Genomic DNA, 15170 nt, shown 5'->3' with positions numbered 1-15170 from the left:
GCATGACGGATCAGGCAGAGCACACGCCCGCCTTCAGCGTCCTCGGTGACCTCGGTGGTCAGCTCGTCGCGACGGCGGTCCACGCCGGGCACGACCTGCGGCCCGAGGTCGCGCAGGAGATGGTCCTCGACGAGGAGGTGCGTCTGCGCGAGGAGGACCCGTGCACGGACCGCTTCATCGCCCACCTGCCCGCGCGGGTCGTCGCCCACCGCTCCCGCTTCGAGGTCGACCTCAACCGCGTGCGCGAGGAGGCCGTCTACCGCGAGCCGGACGACTGCTGGGGCCTCGAGGTCTGGCGCGAGCACCCGCTCGACGACGCGATCGCGCAGCGCTCGCTCGAGGTCTACGACGACTTCTACTCCACCCTGGCCACCCACCTCGACGAGATCTCCGCCCGCGGCCCCTTCGTCGTCTACGACGTGCACTCCTACAACCACCGCCGTGACGGCTCCGGCGCACCGCCGGCCGACCCCGACGACAACCCCGAGGTCAACGTCGGGACCGGCTCGCTGGACCGCGAGCGCTGGGGGCGGGTCGTCGACGCCTTCATCGACTCCTTCTCGACGTCGTGGACGACCATCCACGGCCCGCGCGAGCAGCGCGACGTGCGCGAGAACGTCAAGTTCGTCGGCCGCGGCCTGGCCCAGTGGGTCCACTCGCGCTACCCCGACACCGGCATCGTCCTGGCCATCGAGATGAAGAAGACCTACATGGACGAGTGGAGCGGCCAGCCCGACGACGAGGCCGTGAGCCGCATCGCCGCGGCGCTCGCCGACACCTACGAGCCGGTGCTCGCCGCGCTCGACCGGATCACCGGGCGGGGCACCGAGCTGTGAGCGAGGACGCGCCCGCGCTGCGCCGGGTCTCGGTCGCCGACCTCGCCGTCGACCACGCCCTGGCGCAGATGTCGGGCTCGATGCGCTTCCTGCTCGACATCACCCCGGTGAACTCCGACGAGATCAAGGCCGACTTCGTCGCCGGTCGCGTGCACGACCCGGTCTTCGTCTACCGCGAGCTCGAGGCCGACCCCGAGGTGCTGCGCCAGGTCGTCGACAACGTCGTCGTCTCCTCCGTCGAGGACCCGACCCTGGCGACCCTGCTGCGCGCCAAGCAGCGCGAGCTGGGGCTCCAGCTCGACATGCTGCGGGCCCGTGACAGCGAGGACTTCCGCGCCCTGAGCACCGAGCTCTACGGGTCGGCCTCGCCCTCCCTTCGTGCCCAGGCCGAGCACGTCCTCGAGGCCGTCCCGCGGCCCGAGGCGAAGGGGGAGTCCCTCACCGCGCAGGAGTTCCTCGAGCTCGCCCAGGCCGAGATCGACCACTACGCGCAGCTCGACCCCGAGGTCGACATGCACGCCGAGATCCGCGACGAGGTCAACGGGATCATGGTGAGCGGCAACACCCTGCTCGTCGACCCGGACTCGGCGGTGCAGCGCGCCCGCGCCGACGCGCTCATCCAGCACGAGGTGGGCACGCACCTCGTCACCCAGGTCAACGGCTCGGCGCAGCCGGTCCAGGTGCTCGGCACCGGTCTCGCCGGGTACGACGAGACCCAGGAGGGGCTGGCCGTGCTCGCCGAGATCGGCTGCGGTGGGCTCACCCCCTTCCGGCTGCGCCAGCTCGCCGCCCGCGTCGTCACCGTGCACCGGATGAGCAGCGGCGCGAGCTTCGTCGACGCCTGGCGCGGGCTCGTCGACGAGGGCTTCCCGGAGGCCAGCGCCTTCACGACGACGATGCGCGCCTACCGCTGCGGGGGGCTGACGAAGGACGCGATCTACCTGCGCGGTCTCGTCGACCTGCTCGCGCACCTGCGCGACGGCGGGTCGCTCGAGCACCTGTGGCTCGGCAAGTTCTCGCTCGACGACCTGCCGCTCGTGCGCTCACTGGCCGAGGACGGCGTCCTCGGGCCGCCGCGCATCATGCCGCGGTGGCTCGCCGACCCCGCCGCCGCGGACCGTCTGACCGACGCCGCCGCCCAGGCCGACGACGTCGCCGCCATCTGCACGCCCGCGGGCCCACCCCCGCCCGCGGACCCGACCGACCCCCCGTCGAAGGAGACCCCATGAAGATCGGCTTCGTCGTCAACGACGTCGCGACCGAGAAGTCCGTCTACACGACGACCCGGCTCGCGATGACCGCCCACCGGATGGGCCACGAGGCGTACCACATGGGGATCGGGGACTTCGCCTACGAGGCGGACGGCTCGCTCTCCGCGCGGGCGCGCACTGCGTCCTCGAAGAGCTACAAGTCGCTCGAGCGCTACCTCGCCGACGTGCAGAAGCCCGACGTCGAGCAGCGCCTGCGGGTCGACGAGTTCGACGTCGTCATGCTGCGCTTCGACCCCGCCGACGACGCGGAGGAGAACCCGTGGGCCGGCAACGCGGGCGTCGCCTTCGGGCAGCTCTTCGCCGCCGCCGGCGTGCTCGTCGTCAACGACCCGACGTCGCTGGCCAACGCGCTGAGCAAGGCCTACTTCCAGCACTTCCCCGAGATCGTGCGGCCGCGCACCCTCATCTGCCGCGACGAGGAGATGATCGAGCAGTTCGTCGCCGACCTCGGCGGGCGCGCGGTGCTCAAGCCGCTGCAGGGCTCCGGTGGCAGCGGGGTCTTCCTCGTCAACAGCAAGGAGTCGCCGAACCTCAGCCAGATCATCGAGGCGATCTCGCGCGACGGCTACGTCGTCACCCAGGAGTACCTGCCCGAGGCCAAGGACGGCGACATCCGGATGTTCGTCATGAACGGCCGTCCGCTCGAGGTCGACGGCCAGGTCGCGGCCTTCCGTCGGGTGAGCCAGAGCGACGACCTGCGCTCGAACATGTCGACCGGCGGCAAGGCGCAGAAGGTGAAGATCACCGACGACATGCTCGAGATGGTCGAGGCCGTGCGGCCCAAGCTCATCGCCGACGGCATGACGCTCGTCGGGCTCGACATCGTCGGCGACAAGCTCATGGAGGTCAACGTCTTCAGCCCCGGCGGCTTCGGCTCGTGCGAGCAGCTCTACGGCATCGACTTCGTGCCGCGGGTCATCGAGGACCTCGAGCGCAAGGTGAGCGTGCGCCGGCACTACAGCGACATCCCGAACGTGCGGCTCGCGACGCTCTAGGCCGAGCCCGGGTCGCGCACGACGACGACCGGCACGTCGTGCTCGCGGCCGAGCTGCTCCCAGTGGGCGCTCGGCCGCGACGCGAAGGCCGTCTCGAGCTCCGACCTCGTCGAGCCGACGTGCTCGGCGAGACGGGCCGCGAAGTGGGGCTCGATCGCCCCTACCGCGACGTACCCGTCCGAGGTCGCGTAGATCGCGTACCCCGGCAGCGCGCCGCCGAGGACGGCGCCCGGGCCGGTGAGCCCGTGCCGCAGCGAGGCGGCGGCATCGTCGGCGACCTCGTCGAGCACGACCCGCTCGTGCACGGCCGCGCCGAGGCTCTCCCGCACCCGCAGCCCGGCGAGCGTCGCCGACACGGCGCGCTCGGAGCCCAGCACGTCGACCATCGGCACGAGGGGCATCGTGGGCGGCGCGACCATGCCGCGCGAGGCCTGGTAGGTGAGGTCGTGCCCGGCCTCCTCGGCGCGGTCCCCGTCGTAGCCGATGACCTCGACGAGGAGCAGGCCGTGACGCTCGACGCTCTCGGGCAGGCCGAGCCGCTCCAGCGCCGAGGGGCGCATCGAGGTGAGCAGGACGTCGACACCGGCGAGCCGGTCCTCGAGGGCCGCCCGGTCAGCAGGGTCCTTGAGGTCGAGCCGGACGACCTCCTGGCCACCGACGAGCTCGGTGTACCAGGTGGGGGCGACGAGGGCGAGGGGGTCACCCGTCGGGGGCTCGACCTTCGTCACCGCGGCGCCCATCGAGGTCAGCCGGGCAGCGGCGAGCGGGCCGGGGAGGTTGACGGCGAGGGAGACGACACGGACGCCGTCGAGCGGGCGGTGGGCAGCGGTCATGGCGTCATCGTCGCCGATCCCCCGCCGTCCGGCGCAGGTCCGGTCGAAGAAGGATCGTCACCTCGAGGTGACGATCCTTCTTCGAACCACGAGGGCGCCGCCGGCGAGACCGGCGACGACCAGCACCAGGCCCGCGACGCCGAGGACCCCACCCCCGAGCGCCCCGCCGCCGCCGACCCCGCCGTCGAGCCATCCCCGTACGAGCGGCTCGAGGACCGCGCCGGCGGGCACGACGAGCCGGGCGAGCACACCGAGGCCGTCACGGCGACGGGCGAGGGCGCCGACGAGCCCGAGCGGCACCCCGGCGAGCGCCGCGGCGACGAGCCACCCGAGGTTGTCGGCGAGGCCGGACCACGGGGTGAGCCCCGTGAGCGCCCCGAGCAAGTAGAAGGTCACCAGCGAGAGCAGCCCGACGAGCGGGCCCGCCAGGGCGGCAGCCCACGGGCGCCGCACGAGCCAGCCGGCGAGCACCGCCTGGCTGGCCCACACCGACCCGGCGTTGGCGAGCACGAGGACCACCCGGGCGGCGGGGTGCCCGTCGAGCTGGTCGGCGGCCGCCGCCGCGAGCAGCGTGAGCACCGCGAGCCCTGCCCCGACGAGGGCGACGAGCGCCCAGGCCCGTCTCACCGCCCGGGGTGGCGCAGCGACTCCAGCCAGCTCGACGCCTCGGCGAAGGCGGTGTCGGAGGTCAGCGGGTCGACGGAGACCGCCTGGCCGTTCGCCGCCGGGTAGGAGCCGACGAAGCGGACCTCGGCACACACGCGGTGCAGGCTCATGAGCGCCTCGCCGACACGGGCGTCCGCGACGTGCCCCTCGAGGTCGATGGAGAAGCAGTACGACCCCATCGACTCCTTCGTCGGGCGCGACTCGAGCCGGGTCATGTTGATCCCGCGGGCGGCGAGCTGCTCGAGCAGCTCGAGCAGACCACCCGCGCGGTCGCTGCGCTGGTAGAGCACGACCGTCGTCTTGTCGAAGCCGGTCGGCGTCGGCAGCCACTCGGGACGCGAGACGACGACGAAGCGCGTCACCGCCGAGGACAGGTCGCCGATGTCGTGGGCGAGCACCTGCAGGCCGTGGTTGTGAGCGGCCACGGGGGCGCACACGGCGGCGTCGAAGGGGGCGCCCCCCGCCGCGAGGTCGGCGGCGGCCGACGCGGTCGACAGGGTCGCGACGTAGCCCGCCTCGGGGGCGTGCTGCTGGGCCCACCCGCGCACCTGAGCCCACGCGTGCGAGTGCGTGCCGATGGCGCGCACGTCGGCGAGCTCGACGCCCTCACGGGCGGCGATGACGAAGGTGATCGGCACGAGGACCTCGCCGGTGACGCTCAGCGGCGCACCCGAGGCGAGCGCGTCGAGGGTGGCGCTCACTCCCCCTTCGACGGAGTTCTCGATGGGCACGACGGCCGCGTCGATCTCGCGCTCGCGCACCGCGGTGAGGGCGGCGTCGACGGACCCGAAGGGGACGTGCTCGGCGCTCGTCGCGGGTCGCCACGACAGCAGCGCCATCTGGGTGAAGGTGCCCTCGGGCCCGAGGTAGCCGAAGCGCGTCACGTGTCCTCCTAGCGGTCCTGCCGGTCAGCGCCAGTCTCGCCCAGAGGCGCCGGCGGCGGCCACGCGGTCCCGCTCCTCGGCATGACGGTGGACGACGCGCCGCTCAGGCGGTCGGCGACCCGGCCCGCGCAGCGGCGACGGCCTGGCGCTCCTCGGGGGTGAGGGTCGTCTCGGACTCGCCGCCGGCGACCCCCTTCGCGTAGGTCCGCGACTCGCCGCGGCCGTGGATCGAGGTGAGGACGAGGCCGTCGCCCTGCCCGTCGAGGAGCGCGGCGGAGAAGGAGAGCCGCCCACCCATGTCGCCGAAGGCGTCGTAGCGCACGACCGCGACCCGGCTCAGCGCGGCGTCGACCTCGGCGCGCAGACGGCGGGCGTCGGCGTCGCCGATCGGGGAGCCGCGCTCGACCTCGGCGAGGCGTCGGCGCAGGACGCCGAGCTGACGGGCCAGGCCGAGCGCAAGCAGCACGGCGAGGGCCGCGACGACGAGCGCGACGACGGAGAGGAGCACGGCTGCGACCCTAGCCCTCGGCCCGGTCCGCGCCGACGCCCGCTCGTGGTCCGCGAGCCCCGGTCGTCGCGGGCCCGCGACGACCGGGCGTCGCGGACTGCGAGCGGGGCTCGAGGGCGTCGGCGCGGTGGATCGCCCAGGCGAGGAGCCCGAGGATCACGAGCGAGCCGATGACGTTGCCCTCGACGAGGACGTCGCCGACGACGGCCGGCTCGCGCCCCTCCCGCTTCCACAGCACGCCCCAGAAGGGCATCGTGCACACGAACCACGCGAAGGGGATCGCGGCCGCGACGACGCGCGGGCGGTCGCGCCAGGCCGCGGCGCCGAGGATCGCCGGCACGATCACCATGAGCCAGTGCAGGTGGTGTACCCACGAGACCGGCGAGAGCAGGAAGCCTGCGAGCCCGATGACCGCGGCCTCCATGAGCCAGTCGCCCTGCTGGTAGGCGCGACGGCCGAGCCAGAAGACGACGACGCCGACGACGAGGAGGTAGGGCGCCCAGGCGAGGAGCAGCTCGCTGCCGTCGAGGCCGCGGCGCAGCAGCAGCGCCCGGAAGGCCTGGTTGGCCGAGCCGTCGTTGGGGCCGAGCCGCGTGGGGTCGGACAGCGCCCCGCCCCAGAAGGCGAAGGAGGCCGGCGGCAGGATCATCCACGCGCCGACCGAGACGAGCGTCGCGGTGACGATCGCGGTCGCGGCCTCGCGCCAGCGGCGGCACACGAGGTAGTGGATGACGAAGACGCCGGGCGTCAGCTTGATCGCCATGGCGAGCCCGACGAGCACCCCGGGCGGGACCGCGCGCAGCAAGCGCGTCCGCGGCCGCTTGAGGTCGAGCAGGATCGCGAGGACGAGGAAGGCGTTGATCTGCGCGAAGCGGATGCCGTCGCCGACCGGCTGGGTCCACAGGAAGGCCCCGGCCACCGCGGCGACGAGCACCGGCGCCCACGCCCCGACCCGGTCGCGCAGGTGGTACCAGGCGACCCACGCGATGGCGAGGTCGGCGGCGAGCTGCAGGATCGTCCACGACCAGGCCGCCACGGCGAAGGGGACGAAGGCCAGCGGCACCGAGAGCAGCGCCGCGACCGGCGGGTAGGTGAAGGGCAGCAGCTGCGGCGGGTCGGTCATCTGCTCGTAGATCGGCCGGCCCTGAAGCACGGAGATGCCCGCCTCGCGGTAGACCTGGATGTCGACCTGCCACTGGTCCTGCGGGAAGAGGAACATGAACTTCGTGATCGGCCAGGCGGCGAGCGCGACGAAGACGAGAGCCGCGAGCACCCAGTGGGTCGTCGTCGGGGTCCGTCGGGTCACCGGGTCATGGTCGCAGACGTGGGTGGGTGCTCTCCTGCCGCCCGTGGCCTCAGAGGACGTCCAGGCTCGGCCCGCCACAATGGCCCGGTGACCCGACTCCTCCTCGCCCTCGTCGCCGCGTGCGCCGCTGTCCTCGGCGCGGTCCCGGCGGCATCGGCGACGGGTACCACGGCGCTCACGGCCCCCGACCCGAACCAGCCGGCGGTCGTCGTCCTCGGCGCCCCGGGGCTGAGCCTGCGCGACCTCTCGCCGCAGGAGACGCCGACCCTGTGGTCGCTCGCGACGAAGGGGGCCACCGCCGACCTCGTCGTGCGTGGCGGGTACCTGCAGACGTGCGGCGTCGACGGCTGGCTCAGCCTCGGCGCCGGCGGCCGGGTGGCCTTCCCCCGCCCGGGCAGCCCGGACCTCACCGACCCGGAGGCCGCGCCCGTCTGCCCCGAGGTGGGGCTGACCGGCACGGGCGCGGTCGAGGGCTGGGGCGACGCCGTCGACCTCGTCCGCGAGCGCAAGACCGACGCCACCCTCGGCGTCCTCGCGGACTCGCTGCGCGCCGCGGGCACGTGCGTGGAGGCCTCCGGCGGGGCGGGCGCGAGCATCGCCGCGGCGGACGGCCGCGGCGAGGTCGGTGACGGCTCAGGCGGGTGCGCGGTGCGTCTCGTCGACGTCGGCCAGGTCGACGGCGAGCGCGACGCGGCGCGGCAGGCCCAGGTGCGCGACGTCGACACGGCGGTGCAGGAGGCGGTCTCGGGCCTGCCCGAGGAGACCCTCGTCGTCGTCGCCGGTCTCGGCGACTCGGGCACCGGGCCCGCGCTGCGGGCCCTCGTCTACTCCGGCGGCGGCGACCCCCGCAGCGCGGCGGGCGTCGAGCCCGGCGCGCTCAGCTCGCCCACCACCCGGCGCACCGGCGTCGTCCAGCTGCCCGACCTCACCGCCGACCTCCTCGAGCGCGTCGGCGCCGAGCCCGTCGCCCCGCTCGCAGGTCGCCCCCTCTCCCTCGTCCGCGACGATCGCGGCGGTGCCGCCGAGCGCCTCGCAGACCAGGCCGACGTCGCCGGCCAGCTCGAGGTGGCCGACGCGAGCATCCCGCCCTTCTTCCGCGGCCTGGCCGCCGTCGTCGTCGTGGCGAGCGTCCTCGGCGCCCTGGCCTGGGCGCTGCTGCGTCGCCGCCCGGCCCGCCGCCCGCTCGTGCACGTCCTGCGCACCGCCGCCCTCGTCCTCGCGAGCGTGCCGGCCGCGACCTACGCGGCGACGCTCGCCCCGTGGTGGTTGGGCGACCACCCCGTCCTCGCCCTCGCCGGCTGGACGGCGCTGGGCGCCGGCCTGCTCACCGCCCTGGCCCTCGCGGTCACGGCCGGCAGCACCCGCCGTGGCCTCACCGCCGTCGGCGTCGTCGGCGGCGTCACCGCGCTCCTGCTCACCGCCGACCTCCTGCTGCGCGACGGCGCGTCGATCCTCCTCGGCGTCCTCGGCCTCCACCCCTGGGACGGCGGCCGCTTCTACGGCTTCGGCAACGTCCCCTTCGCCCTCTTCGTCACGGGCGCCCTGCTCGCGGTGACCGCGCTGCTCGACCCGCTCCTGCGCGCCGGCCGACGCCGGGCCGCGACGGCCCTGGCCGCCGTGCTCGGGCTCGTCCTGCTCGTCCTCGTGGCGGCCCCCTTCGTCGGGGCCGACGGCGGCGGCACCCTCGCGGTCGTGCCCGCGGTCGGCTACCTCGTCCTCGCCGTCTCCGGCGCCCGCGTCACGCTGCTGCGCCTGCTGCTCATCGGTGTCGTGACGGTCGGCGGCTTCCTCGCCGTCGCGGGCCTGGACTACCTGCGGCCCGAGGACGAGCGCAGCCACCTCGGACGCTTCTTCGGGCGCGTGCTCACCGGTGACGCGTGGGAGGTCGTCGAGCGCAAGCTCGTGATGAATCTCGAGATGCTCCTCGGCCCCGAGCGCGCGGCCCTGCTCGTGCCGGTCGGCCTCGTCCTCGTCATCTGGGCGCTCGCCCGTCCGGGCAGCCGTCTCGCGCGTCCGCTCGCCGGCCCGCTCGAGGAGCACCCGGCCCTGCGCCCGGGCCTCGTCGCGCTCGTCGTCGCGCTCACCGCCGGCTTCCTGCTCAACGACTCGGGCACGGGGATCCCGGCCGTCGCCTCGATCATCCTCGTGCCGAGCCTCGTCGTCCTCGCCCTGGCCGCCGAGCCGGCCGCAGGACGAGCAGCCACACGATCGCTGTGACGAGCGGCACGACGACCATCCGCCACGCGAGTGTCACGGTCGCCATGTCCTCGGGGATGCGCACCCGCCCCGGCACGTAGCCGATCGCGACGACCGCCCCCTGCACGACGAGGGCCGTGAGCAGCCGCGGGGCCCGCCCGCCGTCGGCGACCCACCACGCGAGGGCCGCCCACATCGGCAGGGCGTACCAGGGCAGCACGTAGGCCGCGCCGAGCGCGTAGGCCGTGACGAGCACGAGGAGCAGCCGCTGGGGCCCGCTGTCCGTGCCGGGCAGACGGCGCCACAGGACGATGGCGAGCACGACGCAGAGCACGGCCGACGCCCGCGCGACCCAGGCCCGGGCGCTCGGCTCGGCGACACCGAGGTCGAGGACCGTGTAGACCGCGCGCCACGGGCTCGCGTAGCTCACCCCGTCGCTCGCGGTGAGCAGCTGACCGAAGACGTTGGGCCCCGCCCACAGGTGGAGGGGCACGGCGACTGCCAGGCCGGCGAGGACCACCGCGACCACCCGCGCCGCCGCCCCCTTCGCCGAGGACCCCACCCCCCTCGCCACGGCCCCCACCCCCTTCGCCGAGGTATGGGGATCCGCTGCCCGGAGCTCCTCCGCAGAGCTGATCTCCATATCTCGGCGCAGGTAGAGCCAGGCGAGGACGAGCACGACGACGCCGGCGGTGATCTTCGTCGAGGCCGCGACGCCGGCGAGCGCCCCCGCGAGGAGGGCACCGGGCACCCCGCGCACCCGGGTCGCGAGCAGCGCCCCGACGAGCGCGGTCGTCGCGAGGAGGTCGACGTGCGCGCCGAGCACCCCCGCGCCGAGGACGAGGACGTTGCCGGTCCACCACGTGTCGACGCTCTCGCGGTCACCGGTGAGCCGCAGGAGCAGCGCGCGGCCGAGCAGCCACGCGGCGACGACGAGGACCTGCCAGACCCAGACGACCTGGCGGGGCAGCTCACCGCCGACGAGGGCCGACAGCCCCATGAGCCCGGTCGCGACCGGCCCGTAGACGCTCGGGGTGTCCTCCCACGGCGGCTGCACGGCAGAGGTGATCCGGTCCGGCCCGAAGTCCTGCGGGGTCGTCACCCACGGGTCGCCCCCCTCGACGAGGATGTGCCCGTAGGCGGCGTAGTTCGTGTGGTCGGCGGTGCCGTAGGGCACGGTGAGCAGGACGAGGCCGCCGACGATCGCCCAGGCGGCCCAGGGGATGTCGAGCCGGGAGGGGACCCGCAGGCCGCGCAGCAGCGCGGCCGCGCCGAGCGCGTAGCCCGCGACCTGCAGCGCGACGACGACCCACCCACCCAGCGGCAGGTCGGGCAGGTGCGGCACCCAGCCCGCCGGGCCGAGCGGCGGTGCGGCGACCGAGGGGTGGGCGAGGCCGACGAGGAGCAGGCACAGGAGCGAGCCAGCGAGCAGACCGAGGCGAAGGGGGTCGCGCCCGGCTCGGTGAGGACCGGTCGGCAGCGCGTCGGGTGCGTCAGCCGCCACGGAAGCGCCGCTCGAGCAGGGCTCGCGAGACGTCGCGCATCTGACGGGCGCGGTGCACCTGACCGGCGAGGTCGGTCCCGGTCGCCCGGTGGGTGAGCGGCACGGGCACCTCGACGACCCGGCCCCCGGCGCGCAGGACGTCGACGAGCATCGCGGCCTCGACGCCCCACCCGGCGGCGAGGGGGCTCGCCCAGCCGAAGGCCTCACGCGTCATCACGCGCATGCCGTTGAGCGGCTGCTCGACCCGCCGTCCGGTCATCGTCTCGATCTGCCCGCGGGCCAGGCGCACGACCCGTCCCCCGCCCTGAGAGCTCGCGGCGCGCGGGATGTTGGCGACGGCGAGGTCGGCGACCCCGGCGAGGACCGGCTCGGCGAGCGGGCCGAGGTGCGCGGCCGACCCCTCGAGGTCGGCGTCGGCGAAGAGCAGCACCCAGGGCGGGCCACCCCGACGTGTCTCCTCCTCGGCGACCCGGGCAGCGCCGGTCGTCATCGCGGCGGCCTTGCCGAGGTTGGTCGGGTGGCGCACGACGAGCGCACCGGCGTCGGCGGCGGCGGCCGCGGTGTCGTCGCTCGAGCCGTCGTCGACAACGACGACGAGCTCGACCTCGGGCAGCGCGCGCAGCGCGGCGACGGTGGCGCCGATGCGCTCCGCCTCGTCCTTGGCCGGGACGACCGCCGCCAGCGCGCTCATGATCAGCGCAGGGTGACCTGGCGCGACAGCAGCCCGGAGCGGGCGCGGCGCTCGTCGGCGCTCAGCGGCTCGTCGCGCAGTGCGGCCTCGTAGCGCTCGCGCATCGCGGCGAGGGCGTCCTCGTGGGTCGCGGGCTCGGAGTCGGCGGGGACCTCCCACACCGGCACGAGGAGCCCGCCGGCACGGAAGGCGCCGAGCAGCTTGTTGCCCTCGCCGAGCTCGGACTCACCGGCCGCGGACAGACGGGCGAGGGCGTCGGTCGCCGCGTCCTCGTCGTCGCCGAGGACCCAGCGCACGTAGGTGCGCTCGCCGATGCGGCACCAGTAGGCGGAGGGGGCCGAGCTCATCGCGACGGTCGGGACGACGCTCTCGTTGGCCCGGTCGAGGGACTCCTGGCCCTCCTGGTCGAGCTCGCCCTCGCCGACCCAGAAGTCGAAGCCCTCGTGGACCTCGAGCGCGAAGGGGGCGTCGAGGTCGAGCAGGTCCTGCAGGCGGGGGGTCTCCTCGGTCGCGCGCTCGGCGCGCGGCACCGGGCTGCCGGGCTCGGCTGCGAGGGTGGCGAGCAGGGCGGCGGCGAGGTCGCGGCTGGCGTCACCGCTGCTCGAGCCGGACTGGCTGGCGACGAGCACGGTGCCGTCGGCGCGGTGCAGGCCCGACCACGCGAGGGGCAGGACCGAGGCGAGGGTCGCCGTCGTCGGCGCACCCTCGGGCACGGCGTCCGCGCGCAGCGTCAGCGTCGCCGTCGCCGCGGGGACGATCTCGTGCGCCGCCACCCAGTCGGTCTCGCCCGGCAGACCCGCGAAGGGTCGAGCCACGTACGGGGCGGGGGCGACCTTGACCCGGCCGCCGTCGGTCTTCTTGCGTCGTGATGCCTTGCCCATGGCGTGCAGCCTAGGTCAGGGCGCGGTGGGTCAGCTCCCGACCCGACGGCGCGAGGGCCCGCCGAGCGATGCCCACACGGTGATCCGCTTCTCGTCCTCGGAGACGCCCCACTCGTGGGCGAGGCTGCGCACGATGCGCAGGCCGCGTCCCGAGGTCGCCCACAGGGCCGGGGGGACGGGCTTGGGCGCGGTGTGACCGCCGCCGTCGCTCACCTCGACCTCGCACACCTCGCCGCGCACCTTCCAGTGCACGCGCACGCAGCGGTCGGGCAGCGGGCTGCCGTGGCGCAGGGCGTTGGTGACGAGCTCGGTGACGACGATCTCGGCCTCGTCGATGATCTCCTCGGACATCCCACGCGCCTGGAGGTCCTCCATGAGGGCCGCCCGGATCGGGGGCAGGATGTCGCGGTCCCACTGGGCGCGGATCGTGCGGGCGTGGCCGTCGCCGGGCTGCGCGCCGAACTCGTTGAGCAGCTCTCGGGCGTCGTCCTGTGCGGGCTCGCTCACGGTGTCTCCTGTCGTCGCGGCGGGTGCCGGGCCATCGTATGCGCTGGTCAGACCGTGGTCTGACGCGCAGGGCGCGAGGTGTGCCTAGGCTCGCCGCGATGGACACCCCCGCTCTCGGCGGCCCGCTGGCCCGCCACCCCCGTGTCGTCGACGCCCTCGTCGTCGGCCCGCTGCTCCTGCTCGGCGTGCTGCCGGCGACGCTCGCCGCCGTCGGTCCCGAGGTCGACGGACCGGGCGTGCCGGCCGGGCTCGTCCTCGTCGTCACCCTGCTCCAGGTCGTGCCCCTGTGGTGGCGCCGCACCCGCCCGGAGGTCGCGGCCGCGGTCGTCGTGCTCGCCCACCTGGCCCAGCTGCCGCTCACCGACGGGCCGCTGCCGAGCAACGTCGCCGCCCCCTTCGCCGCGTACGCCGTGGCGGCCTGGTCCGGCAGCCGCCCCGCGCGTCTCGCCGTGCTCGTGGTCTGCGTGCTCTCCGGCGGTCTCGGGGTCGCCGACTGGTGGGACCCCGAGCTGTCGGCGGTGCCCCAGGTCATCAACGCGATCTTCTTCAGCGCCGTCGCATCTCTGTGCTGGGCGTGGGGTGACCTCACCCGGCGCCGGCGCGAGCTGCTCGAGCGGCTCCACGAGCAGAACCTCGCCCTGCGTCGCGACCGCGACCAGCGGGTGCGGATCGCCGCGCAGGACGAGCGCACACGGATCGCCCGCGAGATGCACGACGTCGTCGCCCACTCGCTCGCCGTCGTCGTCGTCCAGGCCGACGGCGGCGCCTACGCCGCGACGAGCTCTCCGCAGTGGGACCGCGAGCAGGCCACCCAGACCCTTCAGACCATCGCGGCCACCGCTCGTGAGGCCCTCGCCGAGACCCGGCGGCTCGTCGGGGTGCTGCGCGCCGACGAGCTCGACGGCTACGCGCCGACCGAGTCGGTCGCCGACCTGCCGGCCCTCGTGCACCGCGTCCGCTCCTCCGGCCTGCCCGTCGAGCTCGTGAGCGACGACCTCGACGGGGTGAGCCGGGACGTCGGGCTCGCGGCGCTGCGGATCGTCCAGGAGGCGCTGACCAACGTCATCAAGCACGCCGGCCCCGGCGCGATCGCGAGCGTGCGGGTGCGCCGTGACGACGGCCTGTGCGTCACCGTCGAGGACGACGGGCGCGGCGCGGCGGCCACGGACGACGGCCAGGGGTACGGCGTCGTCGGCATGCGCGAGCGGGCGAGCGCCCTCGGCGGGCACCTCACCGCGGGCCCGCGCGCCGGCGGCGGCTACCTCGTCACCGCCCACCTGCCCGAGGACCCGGGACCGACCCGAGAGGACCAGCCGTGACTTCACGCACCGACCATCACCCCATCCGCGTCGTCCTCGTCGACGACCAGGCGCTCGTGCGGGCCGGCTTCCGGATGGTGCTCGACGCCCAGCCCGACATGGTCGTCGTGGGCGAGGCCGAGGACGGCCAGCACGCCCTCGAGGTCCTCGGCGCGGTGAGCGCAGATGTCGTCCTCATGGACATCCGCATGCCGCGCATGGACGGCGTCGCCGCGACCGAGGAGCTGCTGCGCCGCGACCCCGACGGGCCGAAGGTCGTCGTGCTCACGACCTTCGACCTCGACGAGTACGCCTACGCCGCTCTGCGCGCCGGGGCCTCGGGCTTCCTGCTCAAGGACGCGGGGCCCGCCGACCTGCTCGCCGCGATCCACGCGGTCCACGGCGGCGACGCGGTCATCGCGCCGAGCACGACCCGCCGGCTCGTCGAGCACCTCACCCGCGACGGGGCCGGGCCGGTCGCGCCCTCGCCCGCGCAGCCGAGCGAGCCCACCGGGGCTGACCACCCGCGCCTGACGGCCCTCACCCCCCGCGAGGTGGAGGTGATGCGGGCGGTGGCCGAGGGGCGCAGCAACGCCGAGATCAGCGCCGAGCTGTACGTCGCCGAGGCCACGGTCAAGACTCACATCGGGCGCATCCTGCACAAGCTCGCGCTGCGCGACCGGGTGCAGATGGTGCTCCTCGCGTACGACACCGGCCTCGTCGCGGTACGACCAGGGTCGTAGCCGTCCGGCCGGTCGGGTCGGCCTGCGGGCCGACGACGCGAGGGGGGCCGC

General features: G+C 74.9%; 15 protein-coding genes. 6 read left to right on the top strand and 9 right to left on the bottom strand.

Going from position 1 to position 15170, the window contains the following annotated elements:
• Window positions 1-2 precede the first annotated feature (2 nt).
• The 3 genes from EEW87_RS13175 to EEW87_RS13165 are packed head-to-tail and all read left to right on the top strand — an operon-like array spanning window position 3 to window position 3102.
• Entirely contained in the window at window positions 3-836 is an 834-nt protein-coding gene (locus tag EEW87_RS13175; RefSeq protein ID WP_123092622.1) for an N-formylglutamate amidohydrolase, read from the top strand.
• The gene (locus EEW87_RS13170) at window positions 833-2065 is read left to right on the top strand and encodes a peptidase MATCAP family protein (RefSeq protein ID WP_240341601.1); all 1233 of its coding nucleotides are present in this window, start codon (window positions 833-835) and stop codon (window positions 2063-2065) included. Before EEW87_RS13175 ends, EEW87_RS13170 begins: the two co-directional genes overlap by 4 nt.
• Window positions 2062-3102: a glutathione synthetase gene (locus EEW87_RS13165; protein WP_068271498.1), complete on the top strand. Its 1041-nt coding sequence runs from the start codon at window positions 2062-2064 to the stop codon at window positions 3100-3102. Before EEW87_RS13170 ends, EEW87_RS13165 begins: the two co-directional genes overlap by 4 nt.
• On the opposite strand, the gene EEW87_RS13160 is transcribed toward EEW87_RS13165, so the two are convergent.
• The 5 genes from EEW87_RS13160 to EEW87_RS13140 form a co-directional block, all read right to left on the bottom strand.
• Window positions 3099-3935, bottom strand: a complete 837-nt coding sequence (locus tag EEW87_RS13160; RefSeq protein WP_123092623.1) for a CoA transferase — start codon at window positions 3933-3935, stop codon at window positions 3099-3101. The two genes, EEW87_RS13165 and EEW87_RS13160, sit on opposite strands and share 4 nt — an antisense overlap.
• Window positions 3936-3992: 57 nt before the next feature.
• Window positions 3993-4562 (bottom strand): DUF6518 family protein, encoded by a 570-nt coding sequence (locus EEW87_RS13155; RefSeq protein ID WP_123092624.1) that lies wholly within the window; start codon window positions 4560-4562, stop codon window positions 3993-3995.
• A complete protein-coding gene (gene pheA / locus EEW87_RS13150) occupies window positions 4559-5485 on the bottom strand; it encodes a prephenate dehydratase (protein ID WP_123092625.1) in 927 nt (308 codons plus the stop codon). The genes EEW87_RS13155 and pheA overlap by 4 nt, the downstream gene beginning before the upstream one ends.
• A 103-nt stretch (window positions 5486-5588) precedes the next feature.
• Entirely contained in the window at window positions 5589-5993 is a 405-nt protein-coding gene (locus tag EEW87_RS13145) for a DUF4446 family protein (RefSeq protein ID WP_123092626.1), read from the bottom strand.
• 10 nt (window positions 5994-6003) lie between these two features.
• A complete protein-coding gene (locus EEW87_RS13140) occupies window positions 6004-7299 on the bottom strand; it encodes a glycosyltransferase 87 family protein (RefSeq protein WP_240341600.1) in 1296 nt (431 codons plus the stop codon).
• An 87-nt stretch (window positions 7300-7386) separates the two neighbouring features.
• On the opposite strand from EEW87_RS13140, the gene EEW87_RS13135 reads away from it, so the two are divergent.
• Window positions 7387-9516, top strand: coding sequence for a hypothetical protein (locus EEW87_RS13135; RefSeq protein ID WP_123092627.1), 2130 nt, complete (start codon window positions 7387-7389; stop codon window positions 9514-9516).
• On the opposite strand, the gene EEW87_RS13130 is transcribed toward EEW87_RS13135, so the two are convergent.
• Genes EEW87_RS13130 through EEW87_RS13115 form a run of 4 tightly spaced genes read right to left on the bottom strand, consistent with a single transcriptional unit; the run spans window position 9437 to window position 13078 of the window.
• Window positions 9437-10999: an MptA/MptB family glycosyltransferase gene (locus EEW87_RS13130; protein ID WP_123092628.1), complete on the bottom strand. Its 1563-nt coding sequence runs from the start codon at window positions 10997-10999 to the stop codon at window positions 9437-9439. The two genes, EEW87_RS13135 and EEW87_RS13130, sit on opposite strands and share 80 nt — an antisense overlap.
• Window positions 10989-11690, bottom strand: a complete 702-nt coding sequence (locus EEW87_RS13125) for a glycosyltransferase (protein WP_123092629.1) — start codon at window positions 11688-11690, stop codon at window positions 10989-10991. Before EEW87_RS13125 ends, EEW87_RS13130 begins: the two co-directional genes overlap by 11 nt.
• 2 nt (window positions 11691-11692) lie before the next feature.
• Window positions 11693-12571, bottom strand: coding sequence for a DUF5926 family protein (locus tag EEW87_RS13120; protein ID WP_123092630.1), 879 nt, complete (start codon window positions 12569-12571; stop codon window positions 11693-11695).
• Window positions 12572-12601: 30 nt separating this feature from the next.
• Window positions 12602-13078, bottom strand: coding sequence for an ATP-binding protein (locus tag EEW87_RS13115; RefSeq protein WP_083968346.1), 477 nt, complete (start codon window positions 13076-13078; stop codon window positions 12602-12604).
• Window positions 13079-13176: 98 nt separating this feature from the next.
• Between EEW87_RS13115 and EEW87_RS13110 the strand changes: the two genes are divergently transcribed.
• Both EEW87_RS13110 and EEW87_RS13105 read left to right on the top strand, forming a co-directional pair.
• Window positions 13177-14397 carry a sensor histidine kinase gene (locus EEW87_RS13110; protein ID WP_123092631.1) on the top strand — a complete coding sequence of 407 codons (1221 nt, stop codon included), beginning with the start codon at window positions 13177-13179 and terminating at the stop codon, window positions 14395-14397.
• A gap of 74 nt (window positions 14398-14471) precedes the next feature.
• On the top strand, window positions 14472-15119 hold the full coding sequence (locus EEW87_RS13105) for a response regulator transcription factor (RefSeq protein WP_123092741.1): 648 nt from the start codon (window positions 14472-14474) through the stop codon (window positions 15117-15119).
• Window positions 15120-15170: the final 51 nt, after the last annotated feature.

Origin of the sequence: Janibacter melonis (assembly GCF_003721155.3) — a bacterium.
GTDB lineage: Bacteria > Actinomycetota > Actinomycetes > Actinomycetales > Dermatophilaceae > Marihabitans > Marihabitans melonis.
The sequence above is the reverse complement of the archived record's forward strand: the minus strand, read 5'-3'. Positions and strand labels throughout refer to the sequence as shown.

What these genes read in the sequence shown, in the direction of transcription:
- EEW87_RS13175 (WP_123092622.1), top strand. Translation starts at nt 3, where the DNA reads ATGACGGATCAGGCAGAGCACACGCCCGCCTTCAGCGTCCTCGGTGAC.
- EEW87_RS13165 (WP_068271498.1), top strand. Translation starts at nt 2,062, where the DNA reads ATGAAGATCGGCTTCGTCGTCAACGACGTCGCGACCGAGAAGTCCGTC.
- EEW87_RS13160 (WP_123092623.1), bottom strand. Translation starts at nt 3,935, where the DNA reads ATGACCGCTGCCCACCGCCCGCTCGACGGCGTCCGTGTCGTCTCCCTC.
- EEW87_RS13125 (WP_123092629.1), bottom strand. Translation starts at nt 11,690, where the DNA reads ATGAGCGCGCTGGCGGCGGTCGTCCCGGCCAAGGACGAGGCGGAGCGC.
- EEW87_RS13120 (WP_123092630.1), bottom strand. Translation starts at nt 12,571, where the DNA reads ATGGGCAAGGCATCACGACGCAAGAAGACCGACGGCGGCCGGGTCAAG.
- EEW87_RS13110 (WP_123092631.1), top strand. Translation starts at nt 13,177, where the DNA reads ATGGACACCCCCGCTCTCGGCGGCCCGCTGGCCCGCCACCCCCGTGTC.
- EEW87_RS13105 (WP_123092741.1), top strand. Translation starts at nt 14,472, where the DNA reads ATGGTGCTCGACGCCCAGCCCGACATGGTCGTCGTGGGCGAGGCCGAG.